The organism is Scopulibacillus darangshiensis (genome assembly GCF_004341035.1).
GTDB lineage: Bacteria > Bacillota > Bacilli > Bacillales > Sporolactobacillaceae > Scopulibacillus > Scopulibacillus darangshiensis.
This window is the reverse complement of sequence record NZ_SLXK01000010.1, coordinates 100087-117288: the sequence shown is the minus strand read 5'-3', so window position 1 is coordinate 117288 and position 17202 is coordinate 100087. Positions and strand designations below refer to the sequence as shown.

The following is a 17202-nucleotide window of genomic DNA, read 5'->3' as shown; positions in this document are numbered from 1 at the left end:
AACCCTTTCATTTTTTAGGTGAAAGTTATGGCATTGAAAACCCTGATATAACCCAATTTCTTGGGACATCGACATTAGACTATGAATATTTCAGGATACTTTCTGATTAACTAAAGAAAACTTGGCTTATCGCCAAGCTTTAACGGCGAAAGCCTTAGTTGCCCTTATACTTTATTCCGCCTTTTCGCTTTAGCGAACTTAAACATTCTTAAAGTACAAAAAAGCCCCAAGAAAGGGCTTTTTGCAACAACGCTCACGACGTTTTGATTTTCGGATAGACTTTTCCATAACAGGTTATTTTATTGAAGCATCCTCAATGACTGAATAAACAGCAGCCTTGATTTCTTCATAAGAAGTACACCGGCATATGTTGGATTGCAGCCATTCTTCAATCGTTTCATCGTCCAAGTCGGTTTCGTTTCTGATCAGACCTTCAATGTTCATAATAAAGCCTGATGTACAATAGCCGCATTGAAAAGCATTCTGTTCAATAAACGCCTTTTGCGTTGCTGTGTACTTTAATCCTTCAATCGTAGTAATGGGTAAATCCCTCGCCTGTACGGCAAGCATGATACATGATTTGACTGGGATATCGTCTACAAGCACGGTGCAAGCGCCGCAATCCCCGTTCAGGCAGCCCGGCTTGGCACCCGTTAAACCTAAGGAGCCGCGCAGCACATCAAGCAGGATATCCGAAGCCCGGATATCCGCTTTTCTCTCCTCACCGTTCACGTTAAGCACAATACGCATCCGCTCATCCGAGTGATTCATTTAGGCTCCCTCACTTTCCAATGCCAAAAACATCTCCATTAACGTATTACGCAAGACAAAAATCCTATACTCAGAAGATGCGAGCAGATCATCAAGAATCGGGCCAGGCACTTTATCAATGACTTGACTGATTCTCTCCATCTTTGATAAATCGCGGTTATTCAAAATGTCTTCAATTTCAGTTGAACGAAATGGGAAAGCGCATAATCCGCTAAAGGCGGCGCGAATCAAACCATCCTTTTTCAAGGCGGCAAGCGTCAATAGCGGGTAGCCAATTTGATCAAGTTTTCGTCTTTTGACACTATAAAAGGGCAATGTCGTTATCGCGCGGTCGACCATAAGCTGAACGAGCCATTCGCCCCGATGAAGCCGCAAGCGCTTGTCGAAAACGTCCATAATCGCCGCAGAGCGAAAGCCATTAGGGCCTAAAGTTATAACTGTACTGTCAGCTAATAGAAAAGGAAGAACGGCTTCCCTGTAATAGATTCTTCCGCAAATATTTCCGCCGACTGTGATCTGGTTCCTTGCCGTATGATCGGCGACTTCCCCTCCGACCTCAGCCAGAAGTGGAAAGTGTGGCGTTTTGGAAGTTTGTGTCAGCGTAATAGCTGATCCAATAATAAGCTGCCCGTTATGAAACCCGTATGCAGATGCTTCAGGCAGATGGCCAATATCAATGACGGCCCCCATCCTGATTTGATCCAAACGGGCCATTGTGATCAATTCCGTCCCGCCCGCAAGATATTCGGGGTGCTTTTCTTGTGAAGCAAGAGTTTGGTATAACTGGACGGTTTGAGTGACGTCTGTCGGCCGGTAGTAGTCAAAATTAAAGCCAATCATCCTTTGCCTCCCATGGTTGCCCGCCAAATCTTTTCAGGCAGCAAGGGGAGGAAATTGAGCGGCACGCCGCATGCCCGGGAAAGGCTGCTTGCCAATGCCGCGGGCATGCCGATCACGCCGTGTTCGCCGATCCCGCGCAAACCATAAGCTGTTTCCCTTGAAGGCGTATGAACAAATCCTACTTTATATTCTGGATTTTCTCCGTAGCGCAGCAATTTGTAGGTTCGAAATTGGTTATTCAACACCCGCCCATATTTATCAAATATAAATCCTTCACGGCTCGCATAGCTCAACCCCATATTCATTGCCCCCATGACTTGCCCTTCCGCGAGTTTTGGATTAATGATTGTTCCAGCGTCAACGACTGTTGCAGCCCGCAGCAATTTATAAGTGAAGTCCCGTGCATTAAATTCTACTTCAACAGCTTGAGCACCGACCGTCCAATCGGGGCCCGGATCGCCTTTGCCTGTATCAGGATCCAGATACGTCATGCCCACTAGTGTATACACGCCTCTTCCAATGACTTGCCCGCCTATGCCATTGCCGTTCGGATAGACATAGCCATAGGCAATCTCTTGAATGGTCACTCTCTTTCGCGGTTCCGATTTTATATAGACATAACCGCCGCCTATTTCCAAGTCATCCGGTGGAGCTCTCAAGACTTGTGAGGCAACCCAGAACAGCTGTCCGATCGCATCTTCGGCCGCCCGAAGCACCGCCCTTCCTGCCATCCACAGACCTCTTGATGCGACAGTCTTCCAGTGTTCAGGCGTTATGCTTGTATCAATATCCATTTTTACATATATTTGATCTACTGGTATATCCAGTCTTTCTGCGGCAATTTGCGCTAGAACACTGCGTGACCCTGTTCCAATTTCAACGACCCCGCAGCTAAGGTTAACCGTTCCGTCCTCATTGAAGGTCAGGATCACACCGGAACCCGCGTTCGTCTCGATGTTCGATGTCTTCCAAAAACAACTGGCACCTTTTGCCCGTACGATGTTCTCTGCGACTTCAAACCGGGTGCCTTCATCCCAATCAATCAATCCCTTTACCTCTTCAATACATTGTTTGGTATCACCGATGTCACTTTTATTCAACATAACTTGTGTCGGTGTTAACTGTCCCCACGTGATCGCATTTTTCCAGCGCAATTCTAGCGGGTCCATAGAAAGCTTCTCTGCCAATAGATCCATCGTTCTTTCGATGGCAAAGGTTAATTCAGGATGGCCGAATCCCCGGAAGGATGTTGCGTAAGGGTGATTGGTATACATACAAAGCGAATCACAACGGACATTTTCAATATGATAGGGACCCGTGCAATCAACCGCAGCCGCTTTGCTCATATCTGTTGCTTTGTCAGAATAACCCCCGCCATCGAAAAGAAAAAGGATCTCTGCCGCCTGCAAATTGCCTTCCGAATCTGAGCCTAACTTCACCTGTGCGTCTAGACCAATGTGAACGGGTGATGTAACGAAATCCTCCTCTCTGGAATTTGTTAGTGACACTTTTTGACCGCCTGTCGCTTTTGATGCCAAATAAACGATAAATTCTAATTGGATGGCGGATTTCCCGCCGTAAGCCCCTCCGACAAGTGGTGTATAGACAGTTATTTTTGATTGTGGAAGATTGAACAGGTTATCGAACCATCTTTTGATGGCAAACGGAGCCTGTGATGCCGAATGAATAATCACGTGGCCGTTTGGCAGTATTTCGCAGCTTACACTCCGTGTTTCCATCGCAGCATGATCGGCGATAGGCAGCGTCACACTTCTCTCGGCAATAACGGTACTCGCTTGCCAACCTTTATCCATGTTGCCTTTTCTAATTTTGTTGTGATTACAAATGTTTGTTCCAGGTATGGGGTAAACATGTTCAATTTTCTTGTAGCTGCCTAGATTTTCATGGATGAGTGGTGCATCTTGTTGAAAAGCTTCTGTTGGGGAGTTGACAACTGGAAGGGGTGAATAACTAACATCGACCAAATAAGCAGCTTGTTTGGCGGTGGCAAGTGAATCAGCAATCACGACAGCGACAACCTCGCCGTAATAACGGACACGGTCATAGGCTATGATCGGCCGATCCCTGATTTCTTCCCCCGTTAATAGATGGGTGGTGTTTTGTCCGGTTAAAATCGCCCGAACGCCGGTCACTTTTTGTGCCCTTGCAATGCCAACATTTAGAATTTTGGCATGGGCGTATGGACTGATGACCAATTTAGCGTATAATGTGTCCACGGTTTTCCGATCAGCGGTATACTCAGCCGCCCCGGTCACCTTTTGAAATGCATCTTTTCTGATCACACTATGGCCGACTGTTTCCATTATAATAGCCCCCCTTTGGGCTTAGATAGTTATCCTTTCTTATAGCCACGAAAACAAAGACTATTCTATATTTATTTCATTAAAATGTTATTATGTAGAAAAAACAAATGATACTGGATTATGAACCCAGAAAATGTCCATGATTTTGCCGTGAAAATTTGATTTGGCGTCATGCCGTACAAGCTTTTAAAATGGTTGATAAAATGCGCCTGTCACATTTTATAGCGCCTCCTCTCATTTCACAAACGGACGTGAAAGGATATAAAGTTGTTTTATGGGATACTTTATTAAGGAACAGTACCGAACTTGACATGATTTCGAAATGTAACTATAATTGTTACATCGGTGGTGAACAGGTATGAAAAATAATCGTTTGGCTGTATCCATTCATATTCTCTCATTGGCTGCCTTAAATCCGCGTGATCAGTTAACATCCGAATTCATAGCTGGCAGTGTTCAAACGAACTCGGTCGTTATCCGGCGGCTTACAAGTGAACTGAAAAAAGCCGGTCTTTTGACTTCACAACCAGGCATTCCCGGGATCAAATTGACGCGGTCTCCTTCTGATATTTCTTTATTGGACATTTATAAAGCAATACAAGGATACCGGGAGTCTGTTTTTTCAATACATCAGAATCCCAATCCCGACTGTGAAGTGGGAGCGAACATACAGTCTACTTTGGATGCAACGTTCCATAAGGTTCAGGAGACGATAGAAGAGGAATTGGCCAACCAAACACTTCAAAACATATTAGACCATCTCTTTGAATAAAAGAGATTTTTTCACCGCCTGATTGTAACTTTTATTGTTACAAAACTTTTGAGGAGGAATGACAAATGAAAATAGCTGTTATTGGAGCAAGCGGTAAGGCAGGTAACCTTATTCTAAAAGAGGCTGAAAAGCGGGGGCATGAAGCCACAGCTATCGTAAGACATGCTGCAAAAATAACGGATCAAAATGTGGGGGTTATAGAGAAGGATATCTATGACCTTTCATCAGGGGATCTCAAGCCCTACGACGTTGTAGTTAATGCGTTCGGGGCTCCATTAGGTGAAGAAGAACCACACGTTACAGCCGGACATGCGTTAATCGAAGCATTAAAAGGCACAGACACAAGAGTCATTATCGTCGGCGGAGCAGGGAGCCTATATGTTGATGAAAACACTCGGGTTATCGATACACCGGATTTCCCTGATCAATTTAAACCAACCGCTAGAGGCCAAGCAAGAAATCTTCAAGAGTTGCAGGCATCTCAGGGTCTGACTTGGACCTTCATTAGTCCCTCGGCTGTTTTTGATCCTAATGGCCCAAAAACAGGTTCTTATCAAACAGGAAAAGACAATTTGCTTGTGAATGCTAAAGGTGAAAGCTATATCAGTTACGCCGACTTCGCGGCAGCTGTGGCCGATGAAATCGAAAATCCTAGTCACCTTAACGAGAGATTTACCGTGGTTGGTGAAGCGGAGTAAATACTTAGGGGCAAAGCCCCTAAGTATTTACTTTATTAATTGATCAACAAGTAATTGGGACTTTAACCCTTCTAATCCACAACAATGGGTTAACACTCTTCGGCCAATGCTATTCTTTCGCCTAGCAAAATAAAAAAGAAGCAAAGCTGCACCCATGTCATGTATGGTTGGCTTCACTTCTTTTACCATCTCTTCTATCCCCTGGTCCTCACTGGGATTTTTGCGTCCTCACAAAAAAATAACGCCCATTTCTTTATATGGACGCTTGTGGTGAAGTCATTATAGTATTCTTTGGTAACAGGCGCATGCCGGCCGTCAATAGCGGAACTGTGCTTCCACACTGGCGCGAATCATAATTTGCCCTGGTTCAATAGGGGTTGTGCCAGTGCTTTCCGCTGCGGTAAATGTTTGAAAGGTATGCGGTGGTTCACTGGATTTTTCGACAACTTTTATAGGCGCGGCATCAAGATTTACGTTTAAAGTATTGGCGATTGTCTGCGCCTTCGCCAAGGCATTTTTTAAAGCGTTGCTTAGCGCCTGCTGGTAGATTTCTTGCTGATTATCAATCGTAAATTGGATATTGGACACGTGATTGACACCATTATTAACGGCAAGATCAATGATCCGGCCGGTTTGATCGATATCTTTCATTTTAACTGTGATCGTGTTGGTTACCTCATAACCCCTGAACACCTGCTTCCCATCGATATAATCATATTTGGGAGTTATATTATAAGCAGATGTTTGGATATTTTCTCCCGGAATTCCCGCTTGTAACAGCGATTGAATCACACGATTCATTTTATAGGCATTTTCCTGCTGGGCTTGGCTTAACGATTTGTTTTCCGTCATTACCTCTAATTGTATACTGACTATGTCCGGCTTAACCAAGAGGCTCGCCTCGCCATTAGCAGTCATAACCCGTGGAGAATCTTGCCTGTGCTGTTCCGCATAAGAATAGTACATATTATACCGCCTTTCACTTTCTTTTCTTATAATTATTATATGCGAGGGAATGGGGTAAATGGCAAATGCTAATGACAGGACGCCTCGGTACGGCAGTTTTAAAAGGCTCGATCCGCTTGATTGTTCTATTGCCCCTAACTTTTCGGAAAAACGAAAAATACGATGCCTGCCAATCGTATTTTTCATTCATGTATTTACTTTTCTAATAACCCATTTTTAACAAGCCAATTATGGGCGACGACAGATACGTTCTTTCCTTCGACATCCACCTTATAATTTAACTCGCGCATCACATCACTGTTTAACTTTTCAGCGAGCGGTTTTGTAATCTTTTTGATTTCTGGATATTTTTTATAAATGTCGGCGTCGACGGAAAGCGCAGCATCATACACCGGGAAAAATTTCTTATCGTCTTTTAATACGAGAAGATTATATTTTTTGATGCCTGAATCGGTTTGGAATCCAGCAACAACATCTACAGCACCATTGTGCAGCGCTTTATAATACAAACCGATCTGCATTTGTTTAATCTGCTTAGCTCCAAATTGAAAACCATATTTTGTTTCTACGCCTTTTAACCCATCGGCACGGCTGCCGAATTCAGCATCTGTGCCCATTGTCATTTTCCCTGGGTGTTTATTGATATAATCGGCCAGATCACTGATTGTTTTTATCCCAAGTTTTCTCGCTTCTTTTTTGTCCATCAATAGACAATACGTATTATTTACGTTAGATTTATTCATCCAAGCGATATCATTTTGCTTTGCATCCATCTTTTTCACTTTCTGAAAGGATTTATCCGGATTAGAAATGGGATCTTGCTTTAAATACGTGGTGAGTGCTGTCCCGGTATATTCCCACATCATGTCAATCTGACCTGTCTCCATCGTCTTTCGAAGAACGCTGCTTCCCAGGTTGTCCATTTCATCAACCTTAAAACCGTGGTCTTCAAGCAGGAAAACCGCCATCTTAGACAGGATAAACTGCTCGGTGAAATCCTTGGCGCCGATTGTGACATGTTTGCCGCCGGATGATGAACAGGCTGATAACACACATATGCTGACAATAAATATTGAGATTTTCAATAACCTTTTCATTTAAATACCCCCCTTATGATGTTTTTGCAGAGCGTCTTACACCCTTAGGTACAAGGAGATATTCCAATAAACGAAGCAAGTAATCCGCCATAATGGCAAGTAAAATAACAGGAACGGCTCCTGACAAAAGAAGATCATTGTTAAACAGTGAAATGCCAGTGAAAATCCAGGTCCCAAACCCGCCGCCTCCGATTAAAAATGCGAGGGCTGCTGTTCCAATGTTTAAAACAATCGCCGTCCGAGCACCGGCAATAATAGAATAAGCCGCATTTGGCAACTCGATTCTGAACAGAATCTGATAAGGTTTAAAACCCATCCCTTTCGCAGCATCAATCAGCTTATCATTCACTGAATTGATGCCGGCAACCGTGTTGCGGTATATAGGAAGAAGCGAGTAGATAAATAAAGCAAATATCGCTGTTTTAAACCCGAGTCCTAATACCCCCATCATCAGCGCTAAAACAGCAATGCTCGGAATCGTTTGCCCAAGGTTGGCAACATTTGACACCAGCCACTCGGCCTTTTTGAAACTTTTCCTAGTCACGATGATCCCCGCAGGAACAGCGATAATAATGGCTAAAAAGGACGACACAACAACAAGTTTAAGATGCTGCTTCAGCATGACGAAGAACTTATCGGACTCTGTAAAAATACTAGCCAAATAGTGATGCTGCAATGCCCAGATGAAGAATAAGACCATCAAAGCGTAAAGCACATACCTGACGACATTCGTAATCAGTTTCTTGCGGCTCATCGAACCACCCTTTCAAAGGGAAGGGAAGCGTCAGTTTTTCCTTTTATTTGCTTGGCGATATATCTTTGGATAAGGTCAATTGTGACAGCACCGATTTCTTGTTCATTATGATCTGTCACGATCACCTGTTCAGCCCCTTGATTCATTAGAATTGACAGTGTATTCCGCAAATTCTGGGAACCCGCAACTGTTTTTCCGTCATAATGCTGATGAGGCATTTCAGCTAAGCCAACTTCTCGCAGTAAATCCTTGATCGTATGCAAACTTAAGCCTTTGATCATCCGATCCTCCCCAATAAATTGGGAGACGAAGTCATTTTTTGGATGAGTGAGCAAATCGGCCGGACGATCATATTGCATGATTTTCCCATCACGTAGGAGAGCAATCTTATCACCCATTTTGATGGCTTCATCAATATCATGGCTGACAAACAGGATCGTCTTTTTCACCTCGGTCTGGATCTGAAGAAATTCATCCTGCAATTTTTCCCGTATAATTGGGTCGAGAGCGCCGAAAGGCTCGTCCATTAACAGAATCGGCGGATCGGCGGCAAGCGCCCTGGCGACACCGACGCGCTGTTGTTGGCCGCCCGATAATTCATGGGGATAGCGTTTCGCATATTTCTCGGGATCAAGGCCAATTAATTGCATCAGCTCTTTATAACGGTTGTGCCGTTTCTTTGCATCCCACCGAAGCAGCTGTGGGACTATCGTCACATTTGATTCAATGGTCATATTGGGAAACAATCCATTGCTTTGGATGACATAACCGATGGCCCTGCGAAGTTCAATGTCATTCAATCTTTTAATGCTTTTATTATCGATAGAAATATCACCGCTTGTGATCGATTCCAACCGGTTAACCATACGCAGCAGCGTTGTCTTACCGCAACCCGAAGGTCCAAGCAGAACAACAATGTCACCATCTTCAACAGTAAAATTGACATCATCAACAGCTTTAGCGCCGCCTTGGAACATTTTTGTCACATGGTCGAATTTAATCATTTTTCCACCTCCAAATATTAATCAGTTAAACCGCGCGACGTCAATAATTTTTGGACAATCCAAAGAATCGCATCGGCGATGATCGCTAAAACGGAAACTGCAAGTGCCCCCGTGACAATAAGCTTTTCGTCACTTCTCGTGATCCCTTGGTTAATTAATACGCCGAGTCCCCCTGCACCAATAAAGGATGCAATAGCACCGATGCCGATATTCATGACAACGGAGGTGCGGACCCCCGCCATAATAATTGGGATGGCATTCGGGATTTCAACTCGGACCAGTCTCTGAATAGGTTTCATACCGATCCCGATCGCAGCATCCTTGAGATCGGGATTGACGTTTTTTATCGCCGTATAAGTATTGCGGATGATCGGCAGCTGTGAATAAAGAATTAAAGCGATGAAGGCCGGTACAAATCCTATCCCTTGATTGATTAGAGAAAAAACCGGAATCATGATCCCAAACAGAGCGATGCTCGGAATCGTCATAATGATCGATGTCGCTTGAAGGACCGTCCCAGCCAGAGCTTCATTTGTCGTTAAATAAATGCCAAGCGGCACACCGATCGCAATGGCGACAATAGCGGATAAGCCAACGAGTTCAACATGCTCCATCGTCAAGTTGAGAATATGGGACAAATCAATGGTGATATAAGTGATCCAATCATTTAGCCAGTTCAATAGCTTCCCCCTGCCTTTTCGAATATTATAATTATTCAAACTATTACTTGAAGAAAACCTTGGTTTAAGATCATTCTTCCATTTCTTTTATGAACGCTTGAAGGTTATCGGCCTTTTCAATCTCGCTAATCATTTTATAAAGCTTTCTAGCTTTCTTACTACCCATTGAAGGTGCAGTCAACTGAATAAACTTAGCTTGCTTTTCTTCTAAAGTTAAAGGATAGTCAAAATCACCTTTTGCTTGAATGATCGGGGATTCTGCCTTTCTGCCATCAATGGTTTCCAATTCAACACGGCTTAGTGCCTTCTCGGGAAAGTGTTTTTCTAAATCCGGATCAACCTTCACTTCAATTTTTTCCATCATCTTTAGAACGTCACGGTTGCCAAGTTCCTCTGTCACTTGCTTTGGCCCCACTGCTCCGAAAACGAGAAAGGCTGCGATCGGAAAGGTTAAATTATACTGGGCTTCTTCAGTGGTCTTAGGGATTTCAGTTGATAAATCAGCGGATTTTCTAAATGTATATATGGTGATCCGATCGATTTTATCTGGACTCAATGTTTTGTACTCTTTAACAAGTGTTTCGATACATTGGACAGCTGGCTGTGCCCAGCGGCAGCAGGCAAATGGTTTATAATACAACTCCCTGATTCGATAACGGTTGCCAAGGTCTTGTATGAACGGATTTGATTCCTTGAAGGTAAACAAAGACGGGATACCGCTAAATCCTTCTTCAGCTAAATATGCAGAACTGATACCCGTCATACTCCCCCATCCAATAGCATCTTTCACCATGGATGGGTAGGCAATGCAGCGCATCATCGGTGAGTATGTGGCATGATATTCTGCTATTCCAAGGGCATTTTCGATAGCTGCTGGTGTGAGCTTCAATAACCTGGAAACACCCGCCGCGGCCCCGAGCACCCCCCATGATCCGGTACAATGGTATTCTGACCGCAAATGATGCGCTGCAATGCCAGCTCGGATCCCGATTTCATAACCTATTAACAGAGCTGTTAAAAAATCTATCACAGTAGCCTCTCGTTCTTCTGCAGCAGCTAATACAGCCGGAAAAATGACTGCACCTGGATGCCCTTTCGTCAGCCGGTGACCGTCATCGATATCAAGTGCATTAGCCATTGTAGCATTGACAAGCGTTGCTCCGGCGGGAGTTAATTTTTCGGGAAACCCCAGTATCGAACATGAACCGCTTCCATATTGTTTACGAGAAAAAGAATAGGTGATCCGAGACGATGCTAATGATGAACCAGCTATTGTGCAGGCTATAATATCAGCTAACGCTTCCTTCAATGCTTGCAGCGTCCCTTTTCCAATAGTGTCAAGGGACTCACCTCGAATAAAGTCAGACACATATGAACAGGAAGGTTTCTTCATTTTCCAACTCCTTTGGCGAGATCATAAGTCGTCCTTTAGTGTTAGGAAAGCTATTTCCTTTTTAGGCCGCGCTTCATAAAGCAAGTCTACCAAATGAATCGTCCTTGCCTTGTCTTCCAGCCCCTTGGTTACACGGTGGATGCGATCCTCCTCCAATGCTTCCAAAATATCACGCCATTCTTTGTATGTATGAATGGATTTTAACCAGCGTTCACCATTGTAGAAGCCGCCGCCGCTGATACGCGTTTATTTTTTTGCTGCCACTTGAATGACGTTGGATGCTCCCATTCCCCAACCAAGCAGGCCAATCCGATTATGGTCGACATTTTCTTGGAGCTGCAAAAAGGTGATGGCACTATTGATATCTTCAACTTGTTCAGACAGCCCGTTATACCCGGAATTCGGTATGATGGCTGGACGTATTTCCCCTTCTTTCAGGTCATCTGGTAAATACAACGTCCCAACTAATTTGCTACCTTCACTATAGAAATGGATCTCTTTTTCAAATATTTTGTTAAACCTCCATTGTGGTAGATTGATATTTTTCTAGTTTGCTTTTTGCGTTTCTCATGCAGGGGCACTGCCTCTTCATCTTTTTAATGCGATTAAATATTTACTCAGATACCTTTTTTCTTTCAACGATCAGTTTTATCCCTTCTTTCCGAGAGATCTAAAGAGTCAAACAACACCTAGGAAAAGAAAAAAGCCCTTATATTAAGCGCTTTCAGGTATGTTGTATTACAAGTATACAATAATATAAATACTATTGTAAATTCGATTTTTTAAAATATTTATATAAAAGTTAAATCTTTCACCCCTATTTTTTCCTTTTTTTACCGATTTGGTGTCTTCATCAACCTTATGAAGACGCCTTCTCTACCCATTTTATCGGATTTGGGTCTTTATCTACCTTATAAAATACATTTTTTACTTTATTTACTTTGTTTAGTCCTCATCGTGCTGGAATGTGTCATCCTGAACCCATGACATGCCGCATTCGGTTCCCTTTAATGTTAGTTCATTTTCTTCATCCCTCTCCGTCCGCAAAATCTCCATGACCTTGAGCAATTGCAATCTATTATTCCCCCCCATTATTAACCCCTCCTTGTTCTTCGTGAATTTTAATTAAAGCTTTTGCCGCCATACTCAGGTAGCGTTCCCGGTTCATAGCGAAGACCAATGTACGAGTGGGATTTGAATCAAGTTTGACGTAATGCAGTTTCCGCTCTAGATCCCGGCGCAAGACCATTTCTGGAACGATGGTCACACCCAGACCGTTCATTACAAGCGATTGTGCTGTTTCTATACTGCTTGTCTCATAGGCGATCTGGGGCTGAAATCCGCTTTCGGCACAAAGTTCAAGAACCGTGCGGCGAAAGCCGAATCCTTGCTTTAATAAAATTAATGGGCTGCTTGATAATGATCGCAATGAGACGGATGCCTCCTGGAAACTGTTCAAACCTTGCAGTATTTTGGACATCCATGGCTTTTGAGTCCGCGGGAGGACAAGGTACAGTGGTTCAGTTAACATTGTTTTCGTGGTCAGGCGGGCATCTTCCACCGGCAGTGCCAATATTGACACATCGATGAATCCTTTGGCCGTTAGTTCTGTAAGTTTTGCGGTTGCCTCTTCTACTAGACGAACACGAACGTTTGGGTATTGTTCGGTAAAGGCTCGAAGGATCGGCGGAAGCACATGCCCTCCTGTTATCGCGGTTGTGCCAATAGTTAAATCTCCACCTATACCCTCCTTTCGTTCGTGCATTTCCCGTTCCAGAGACCTGCGCATGTTCAAAATCTTTTCAGCTTGCTCAATAAAACGCACCCCATCTGGTGTCGGTTCTACGGCTCCATGTCCCCTATAAAAAAGGGATACACCAAGTTCCTGTTCCAATTTTGCAATCTGTTTGCTTAATGACGGCTGGGCGATATGCAAATGCCCCGCCGCCTTAGTAAAATTTTTGTGACGATAGACTTCCAAAGCATATTCAAGTAACCGCATGTCCATTATCCTTTCACCCCATAGCTAGAAACTATTATTGCAATAGATTATATATCTTAGACGAATAGAAAGCCATAAAGTATGATCATTTATATAAACACGGGGAGGTTGAAAACATGTCAAATAACGCAAAAGCTAAAGTGCAGCAGCAATTTGGTCCAAAGGCAGAAAAATACCGAGACTCGTCCGTGCACGCTAAAGGTGCGGATCTCAGCCTAATGGTTGAGTCAGCGAAATTGAGTGGAAATGAAAAGGTCCTGGACATAGCATTAGGTGCCGGTCATACTGCTCTTGCCTTCGCACCATATGTTGAAAGGTGTTACGGTGTGGATTTAACAGAAGAAATGGTTCAAGAAGCTTCCGAACTTGCAAACAGCCGCGGAATCGAAAATGTTGAATTTCTTCGCGGCGATGCTGAGGATTTGCCATATCCCGATTCATTCTTTGATGTGGTCACATGCCGTTTCGCTGCTCACCATTTTTCAAATATAAAACAATTCGTAAGCGAAACGGCCCGTGTTTTAAAACCGGGCGGGAGGTTTTTGATGATTGATCATTATGCGCCGGAAAATTCCCTTTTAGATACCTTTATCAATGATGTGGATCGCATGCGGGATCCGTCACATGTTCGCGAGCAAACACTATCCGAGTGGCGCTATGATTTTGAACAAAGCGGTCTGATTTACGAAGAGATGTCGACGTGGGATCTTCGCCTGGAATTTGCAAATTGGGTGGAGCGTTCCGCGACACCGGCTAATGTTCGTCATGAACTGGTCAAATTTTTGCAGACGGCTCCGTCCCATTGCAAAGAAACGTTTGATCTCCAATTTAATGAACACGGACAGCCGGATTCCTTTTGCTTGAAGGTTGTATTGTTGCAAGGAACAGGGGTCAGACCCCTTATTTAAACCAGCCGTTTTCCTTAAACCGGGAAACGGCTTCGATCCGGTTGGTCACATCAAGCTTATCAAGGATAATTGAAATATAATTGCGAACGGTACCGTTGGCGATATTAAGTTGTCCTGCAATTTCTTTTGTGTTTTTTCCATCAGCCATAAGTTTAATTACCTGTTCTTCACGCTTCGTCAGCGGGTTTTCATTACCGTAAGCCATATCAACGAGCTCTGGGGCGTAAATGCGTCGGCCATCCATAATAACTCGGATAGAGTTCGCCAAGTCTTCACTAGGACTGTCTTTCAGCAAATAGCCGCTTACCCCCGCCGCGCGGGCACGTTCAAAATAACCCGGCCGCGCAAAAGTCGTTAAAATGATCACTTTACACGGGTGATCTTTCAATTCCTCCGCTGCATCCAGTCCGCTTTTTAACGGCATTTCAATGTCCATGATACATATATCAGGCTGAAACGTCTTTGCTAAAGTTAGTGCTTCTTCACCATTTCTCGCTTTTCCGACGACTTTCATATCTTTTTCCAAATCTAACAGCGATCCAAGTGCTCCAAGCAACATTTGCTGATCTTCTGCAATCACAATGCGAATCACACCAATCCCTCCTGTTTCGTCTCCTTAATAACCTTGGGCACTCGAAGATTAACAATCGTACCATTCGATGACTCAATGCTTAAATTGCCATTTACAAATTCCAGACGTTCTCTCATGCCGCTAAGTCCATGGCCTTTGAAAGAATCCGCACTGCCGGTAATGCCAATGCCATTATCATGCACTTCGATAGCCAATTCATCATGTGATTGTTTAATCATGATACTGCAACAAGTCGCCTGACTATGCTTGACAACATTGGTTACAGCTTCTTTCAAACACATACTCAGCACATTTTCGACCAATAAAGGCGTACTTTCAAGCTGCGGATTGCCTTCTATTGTAAAATCGATTTCTGCGGCCTTTAATATTTGCTTAATCCGGATGACTTCATCTTTCAGTTTTGCGCCTTTCATATCGGAAACCATCTCACGCACCTCTTTTAATGCCGTCCTTGCGGTTTGGTTGATATCATTAATTTCATTTTTTGCGGAAATGGGATTAACGTCAATCAATCTCCCAGCCAAATCACTCTTTAATCCAATGAGCGAAAGTTTTTGCCCCAAGGTATCATGTAGATCGCGGGCAATCCGTTGACGTTCTTCTATAACGACAAGTTCAGAGATCTTCTTATTTGCATCTTCTAATTGATTTTCAAGGACTTCACGCTTGTTGCGATTGTACATGTTGAACGGCAGCAGAATCACGCCAATTAAACCAATTATAATAAATGGCAATTGGGAAAAAAACAGATCGTTTTTTATAAAAAAGCCTATGTTAATTGCAGCAATTGTGGTAAGAAGATGAATGCTGTACAATGTGAAAAATCCAATTTTATTTTGAATGTTCCCAATAAAAATGGCCAAGAAAAGCGAGAAATAAAAATATCCGAAATGTAAAGTCATGAAAATGCTTATCGCCATTTCTGCACTCACCCATAGATAAACAAACCCGCTCGTAGAAATAAAAGATAGCCTATAGGCAATAAAAAATAAAATGATCATGATAATGCCGAAAGTAATCTCTATGAATGATGCTGACCTAATAATGAAATAAAACGGGAGCAGACAAAATATAATCCAAACATAAGAGCTGAGTCCCGTGTTTTTTGGAAAGATGTGAAACCAATTCCGCATAGCGCCCTCCTTGTGACTCATCCGCAAGCGACTCCATCTTGTACTGAATCGCCAATTGTTTATATACTTTTTATTATAACCAAAAGCGCACCGCAAACGAGCAAAAGCCCTCCAATCCAAAATTGAAGGGCCTACATTTGTTTTAATCCCGCGCTGGAAGCCTCACATTATTTTTCTTGAAAGCTCGGCCTTCTTTTGGGTATTTGCACGCTTGATTTTGTCTTTTTTCTTAAGCGATGCTTTACTTCTTGAAAGCTTACAAACGACCGGCTTTCCTCATCATACAGTCGGAAACGAATCGATTTTAAACTCGTAGAAAGTGTAATTGTCGTGACGTGTTGCAGCGGCGGTGTCATGTCATGTGCTTTTTCAAGATTATAGTTAGGGACTCTTGGACTTAAATGATGCACATGGTGGTAGCCAATACTGCCTGTCACCCATTGCAGTATCTTCGGGAGTTTATAATACGAACTCCCATCAACTGCAGCTTTTACGAAATCCCACTCGTCTTCATTTTCAAAGTAAGAATCCTCAAATTGATGCTGCACATAGAATAGCCAAATGCCAAGGGCGCCTGCTATTAATAGAATAGGCAGTTGAATAACCAGAAAAGCTTGCCAGCCGACTAACCAAATCAAAAGGCCATATATAGAAACGATTGAAGCATTGATCAGGTATGTGTTCAATCTTTCCTTTCGTTTTGCCCCTTTACGGTTAAAGCGGTTAACGATTAAGTAAAGATATAATGGACCTAATCCAAACATAACAATTGGATGACGATAAAGCTGGTAAGATAATCGGCCCCAAAAGGATGCGGCAACATATTCATCAACCGTCATCACCCAAATATCTCCGGTTCCGCGTTTATCCAAGTTGCCGCTCGTCGCATGATGAATCGCATGTTCACGCTTCCATTTTTCAAAAGGAAACAAGGTGATGATACCAGTTATGGTTCCTAGGATTCGATTAGCTTTCTTATTCTTAAAAAAGGCCAGGTGTGTGCAGTCATGGAAGATGATAAAAATTCTAATGACAAATCCTGATGCACAAATAGAGAGTGCCAGGGTCAGCCAAATCGAGACGGCTAAACTTTGATAGGCTAGAAACCATAACCCGAAGAATGGCAAAAGTGTATTTATCAGTTGTTTAATACTTGAGATAATATCCGAACTTTCAAAAGGTGCAACGTTTTTCTTTAACTGTTTTTGTCTCTCTTTGCTCATGTCATCCTCCTTATTGGATAGAGAATTTGCGTCTACTCCAATAAT

General features: G+C 43.2%; 19 protein-coding genes. 3 read left to right on the top strand and 16 right to left on the bottom strand.

The features are described 5' to 3' along the window. Positions 1-294 precede the first annotated feature (294 nt). From EV207_RS09165 to EV207_RS09155, 3 genes are read right to left on the bottom strand one after another with little or no spacing between them, the layout of a single operon-like run. Positions 295-771 (bottom strand): (2Fe-2S)-binding protein, encoded by a 477-nt coding sequence (locus EV207_RS09165; RefSeq protein ID WP_132745847.1) that lies wholly within the window; start codon positions 769-771, stop codon positions 295-297. Continuing rightward, complete coding sequence (locus tag EV207_RS09160) at positions 772-1611, bottom strand: FAD binding domain-containing protein (protein WP_132745846.1); 840 nt, start codon at positions 1609-1611, stop codon at positions 772-774. Further along, complete coding sequence (locus EV207_RS09155; protein ID WP_132745845.1) at positions 1608-3935, bottom strand: xanthine dehydrogenase family protein molybdopterin-binding subunit; 2328 nt, start codon at positions 3933-3935, stop codon at positions 1608-1610. Before EV207_RS09155 ends, EV207_RS09160 begins: the two co-directional genes overlap by 4 nt. 358 nt (positions 3936-4293) lie before the next feature. Here EV207_RS09155 and EV207_RS09150 point away from each other — a divergent pair, with 358 nt between their 5' ends. Continuing rightward, positions 4294-4707, top strand: a complete 414-nt coding sequence (locus tag EV207_RS09150; protein WP_132745844.1) for an Rrf2 family transcriptional regulator — start codon at positions 4294-4296, stop codon at positions 4705-4707. A 65-nt stretch (positions 4708-4772) separates the two neighbouring features. Beyond that, positions 4773-5405 (top strand): NAD(P)-dependent oxidoreductase, encoded by a 633-nt coding sequence (locus EV207_RS09145; RefSeq protein ID WP_132745843.1) that lies wholly within the window; start codon positions 4773-4775, stop codon positions 5403-5405. Positions 5406-5432: 27 nt separating this feature from the next. On the opposite strand, the gene EV207_RS22995 is transcribed toward EV207_RS09145, so the two are convergent. The 10 genes from EV207_RS22995 to EV207_RS09105 all read right to left on the bottom strand — a co-directional run bounded on the left by EV207_RS22995 (position 5433) and on the right by EV207_RS09105 (position 13307). After that, on the bottom strand, positions 5433-5594 hold the full coding sequence (locus EV207_RS22995; protein WP_165886888.1) for a hypothetical protein: 162 nt from the start codon (positions 5592-5594) through the stop codon (positions 5433-5435). A gap of 126 nt (positions 5595-5720) precedes the next feature. Further along, entirely contained in the window at positions 5721-6557 is an 837-nt protein-coding gene (locus tag EV207_RS09140; RefSeq protein ID WP_243647004.1) for an SIMPL domain-containing protein, read from the bottom strand. An 8-nt stretch (positions 6558-6565) separates the two neighbouring features. Further along, the gene (locus EV207_RS09135; RefSeq protein WP_132745842.1) at positions 6566-7468 is read right to left on the bottom strand and encodes an ABC transporter substrate-binding protein; all 903 of its coding nucleotides are present in this window, start codon (positions 7466-7468) and stop codon (positions 6566-6568) included. A gap of 13 nt (positions 7469-7481) precedes the next feature. After that, positions 7482-8222, bottom strand: coding sequence for an ABC transporter permease (locus tag EV207_RS09130; RefSeq protein WP_132745841.1), 741 nt, complete (start codon positions 8220-8222; stop codon positions 7482-7484). Continuing rightward, positions 8219-9226: an ABC transporter ATP-binding protein gene (locus EV207_RS09125; RefSeq protein ID WP_132745840.1), complete on the bottom strand. Its 1008-nt coding sequence runs from the start codon at positions 9224-9226 to the stop codon at positions 8219-8221. The genes EV207_RS09130 and EV207_RS09125 overlap by 4 nt, the downstream gene beginning before the upstream one ends. A gap of 17 nt (positions 9227-9243) precedes the next feature. Next, positions 9244-9906 (bottom strand): ABC transporter permease, encoded by a 663-nt coding sequence (locus tag EV207_RS09120; protein WP_279389185.1) that lies wholly within the window; start codon positions 9904-9906, stop codon positions 9244-9246. Between the two features lie 70 nt (positions 9907-9976). Continuing rightward, a complete protein-coding gene (locus EV207_RS09115; protein ID WP_132745839.1) occupies positions 9977-11299 on the bottom strand; it encodes an MmgE/PrpD family protein in 1323 nt (440 codons plus the stop codon). Positions 11300-11545: 246 nt separating this feature from the next. Continuing rightward, positions 11546-11755: a hypothetical protein gene (locus tag EV207_RS09110; protein WP_132745838.1), complete on the bottom strand. Its 210-nt coding sequence runs from the start codon at positions 11753-11755 to the stop codon at positions 11546-11548. Positions 11756-12244: 489 nt separating this feature from the next. Continuing rightward, positions 12245-12391: a hypothetical protein gene (locus EV207_RS22990; protein WP_165886887.1), complete on the bottom strand. Its 147-nt coding sequence runs from the start codon at positions 12389-12391 to the stop codon at positions 12245-12247. Continuing rightward, positions 12378-13307 (bottom strand): LysR family transcriptional regulator, encoded by a 930-nt coding sequence (locus tag EV207_RS09105; RefSeq protein WP_132745837.1) that lies wholly within the window; start codon positions 13305-13307, stop codon positions 12378-12380. Before EV207_RS09105 ends, EV207_RS22990 begins: the two co-directional genes overlap by 14 nt. Before the next feature lie 110 nt (positions 13308-13417). On the opposite strand from EV207_RS09105, the gene EV207_RS09100 reads away from it, so the two are divergent. After that, positions 13418-14209, top strand: coding sequence for a class I SAM-dependent methyltransferase (locus EV207_RS09100; protein ID WP_132745836.1), 792 nt, complete (start codon positions 13418-13420; stop codon positions 14207-14209). Here EV207_RS09100 and EV207_RS09095 read toward each other — a convergent pair. From EV207_RS09095 to desA, 3 genes are all read right to left on the bottom strand, one after another. Then, complete coding sequence (locus EV207_RS09095) at positions 14202-14801, bottom strand: response regulator transcription factor (RefSeq protein WP_132745835.1); 600 nt, start codon at positions 14799-14801, stop codon at positions 14202-14204. The two genes, EV207_RS09100 and EV207_RS09095, sit on opposite strands and share 8 nt — an antisense overlap. Then, positions 14798-15934 (bottom strand): sensor histidine kinase, encoded by a 1137-nt coding sequence (locus EV207_RS09090; protein ID WP_132745834.1) that lies wholly within the window; start codon positions 15932-15934, stop codon positions 14798-14800. Before EV207_RS09090 ends, EV207_RS09095 begins: the two co-directional genes overlap by 4 nt. Before the next feature lie 167 nt (positions 15935-16101). Continuing rightward, on the bottom strand, positions 16102-17157 hold the full coding sequence (gene desA / locus EV207_RS09085; protein ID WP_132745833.1) for a Delta(5) desaturase DesA: 1056 nt from the start codon (positions 17155-17157) through the stop codon (positions 16102-16104). Positions 17158-17202: the final 45 nt, after the last annotated feature.

Bases quoted from the DNA above. Each gene is read 5' to 3' on its own strand.
- EV207_RS09135 (WP_132745842.1), bottom strand. From the start codon at position 7,468: ATGAAAAGGTTATTGAAAATCTCAATATTTATTGTCAGCATATGTGTG.
- EV207_RS09125 (WP_132745840.1), bottom strand. From the start codon at position 9,226: ATGATTAAATTCGACCATGTGACAAAAATGTTCCAAGGCGGCGCTAAA.
- EV207_RS09150 (WP_132745844.1), top strand. From the start codon at position 4,294: ATGAAAAATAATCGTTTGGCTGTATCCATTCATATTCTCTCATTGGCT.
- EV207_RS09155 (WP_132745845.1), bottom strand. From the start codon at position 3,935: ATGGAAACAGTCGGCCATAGTGTGATCAGAAAAGATGCATTTCAAAAG.
- desA (WP_132745833.1), bottom strand. From the start codon at position 17,157: ATGAGCAAAGAGAGACAAAAACAGTTAAAGAAAAACGTTGCACCTTTT.
- EV207_RS09160 (WP_132745846.1), bottom strand. From the start codon at position 1,611: ATGATTGGCTTTAATTTTGACTACTACCGGCCGACAGACGTCACTCAA.
- EV207_RS09165 (WP_132745847.1), bottom strand. From the start codon at position 771: ATGAATCACTCGGATGAGCGGATGCGTATTGTGCTTAACGTGAACGGT.
- EV207_RS09145 (WP_132745843.1), top strand. From the start codon at position 4,773: ATGAAAATAGCTGTTATTGGAGCAAGCGGTAAGGCAGGTAACCTTATT.
- EV207_RS09090 (WP_132745834.1), bottom strand. From the start codon at position 15,934: ATGCGGAATTGGTTTCACATCTTTCCAAAAAACACGGGACTCAGCTCT.
- EV207_RS09130 (WP_132745841.1), bottom strand. From the start codon at position 8,222: ATGAGCCGCAAGAAACTGATTACGAATGTCGTCAGGTATGTGCTTTAC.
- EV207_RS09140 (WP_243647004.1), bottom strand. From the start codon at position 6,557: ATGAAAAATACGATTGGCAGGCATCGTATTTTTCGTTTTTCCGAAAAG.
- EV207_RS09115 (WP_132745839.1), bottom strand. From the start codon at position 11,299: ATGAAGAAACCTTCCTGTTCATATGTGTCTGACTTTATTCGAGGTGAG.
- EV207_RS09105 (WP_132745837.1), bottom strand. From the start codon at position 13,307: ATGGACATGCGGTTACTTGAATATGCTTTGGAAGTCTATCGTCACAAA.
- EV207_RS22995 (WP_165886888.1), bottom strand. From the start codon at position 5,594: ATGGTAAAAGAAGTGAAGCCAACCATACATGACATGGGTGCAGCTTTG.
- EV207_RS22990 (WP_165886887.1), bottom strand. From the start codon at position 12,391: ATGGGGGGGAATAATAGATTGCAATTGCTCAAGGTCATGGAGATTTTG.
- EV207_RS09100 (WP_132745836.1), top strand. From the start codon at position 13,418: ATGTCAAATAACGCAAAAGCTAAAGTGCAGCAGCAATTTGGTCCAAAG.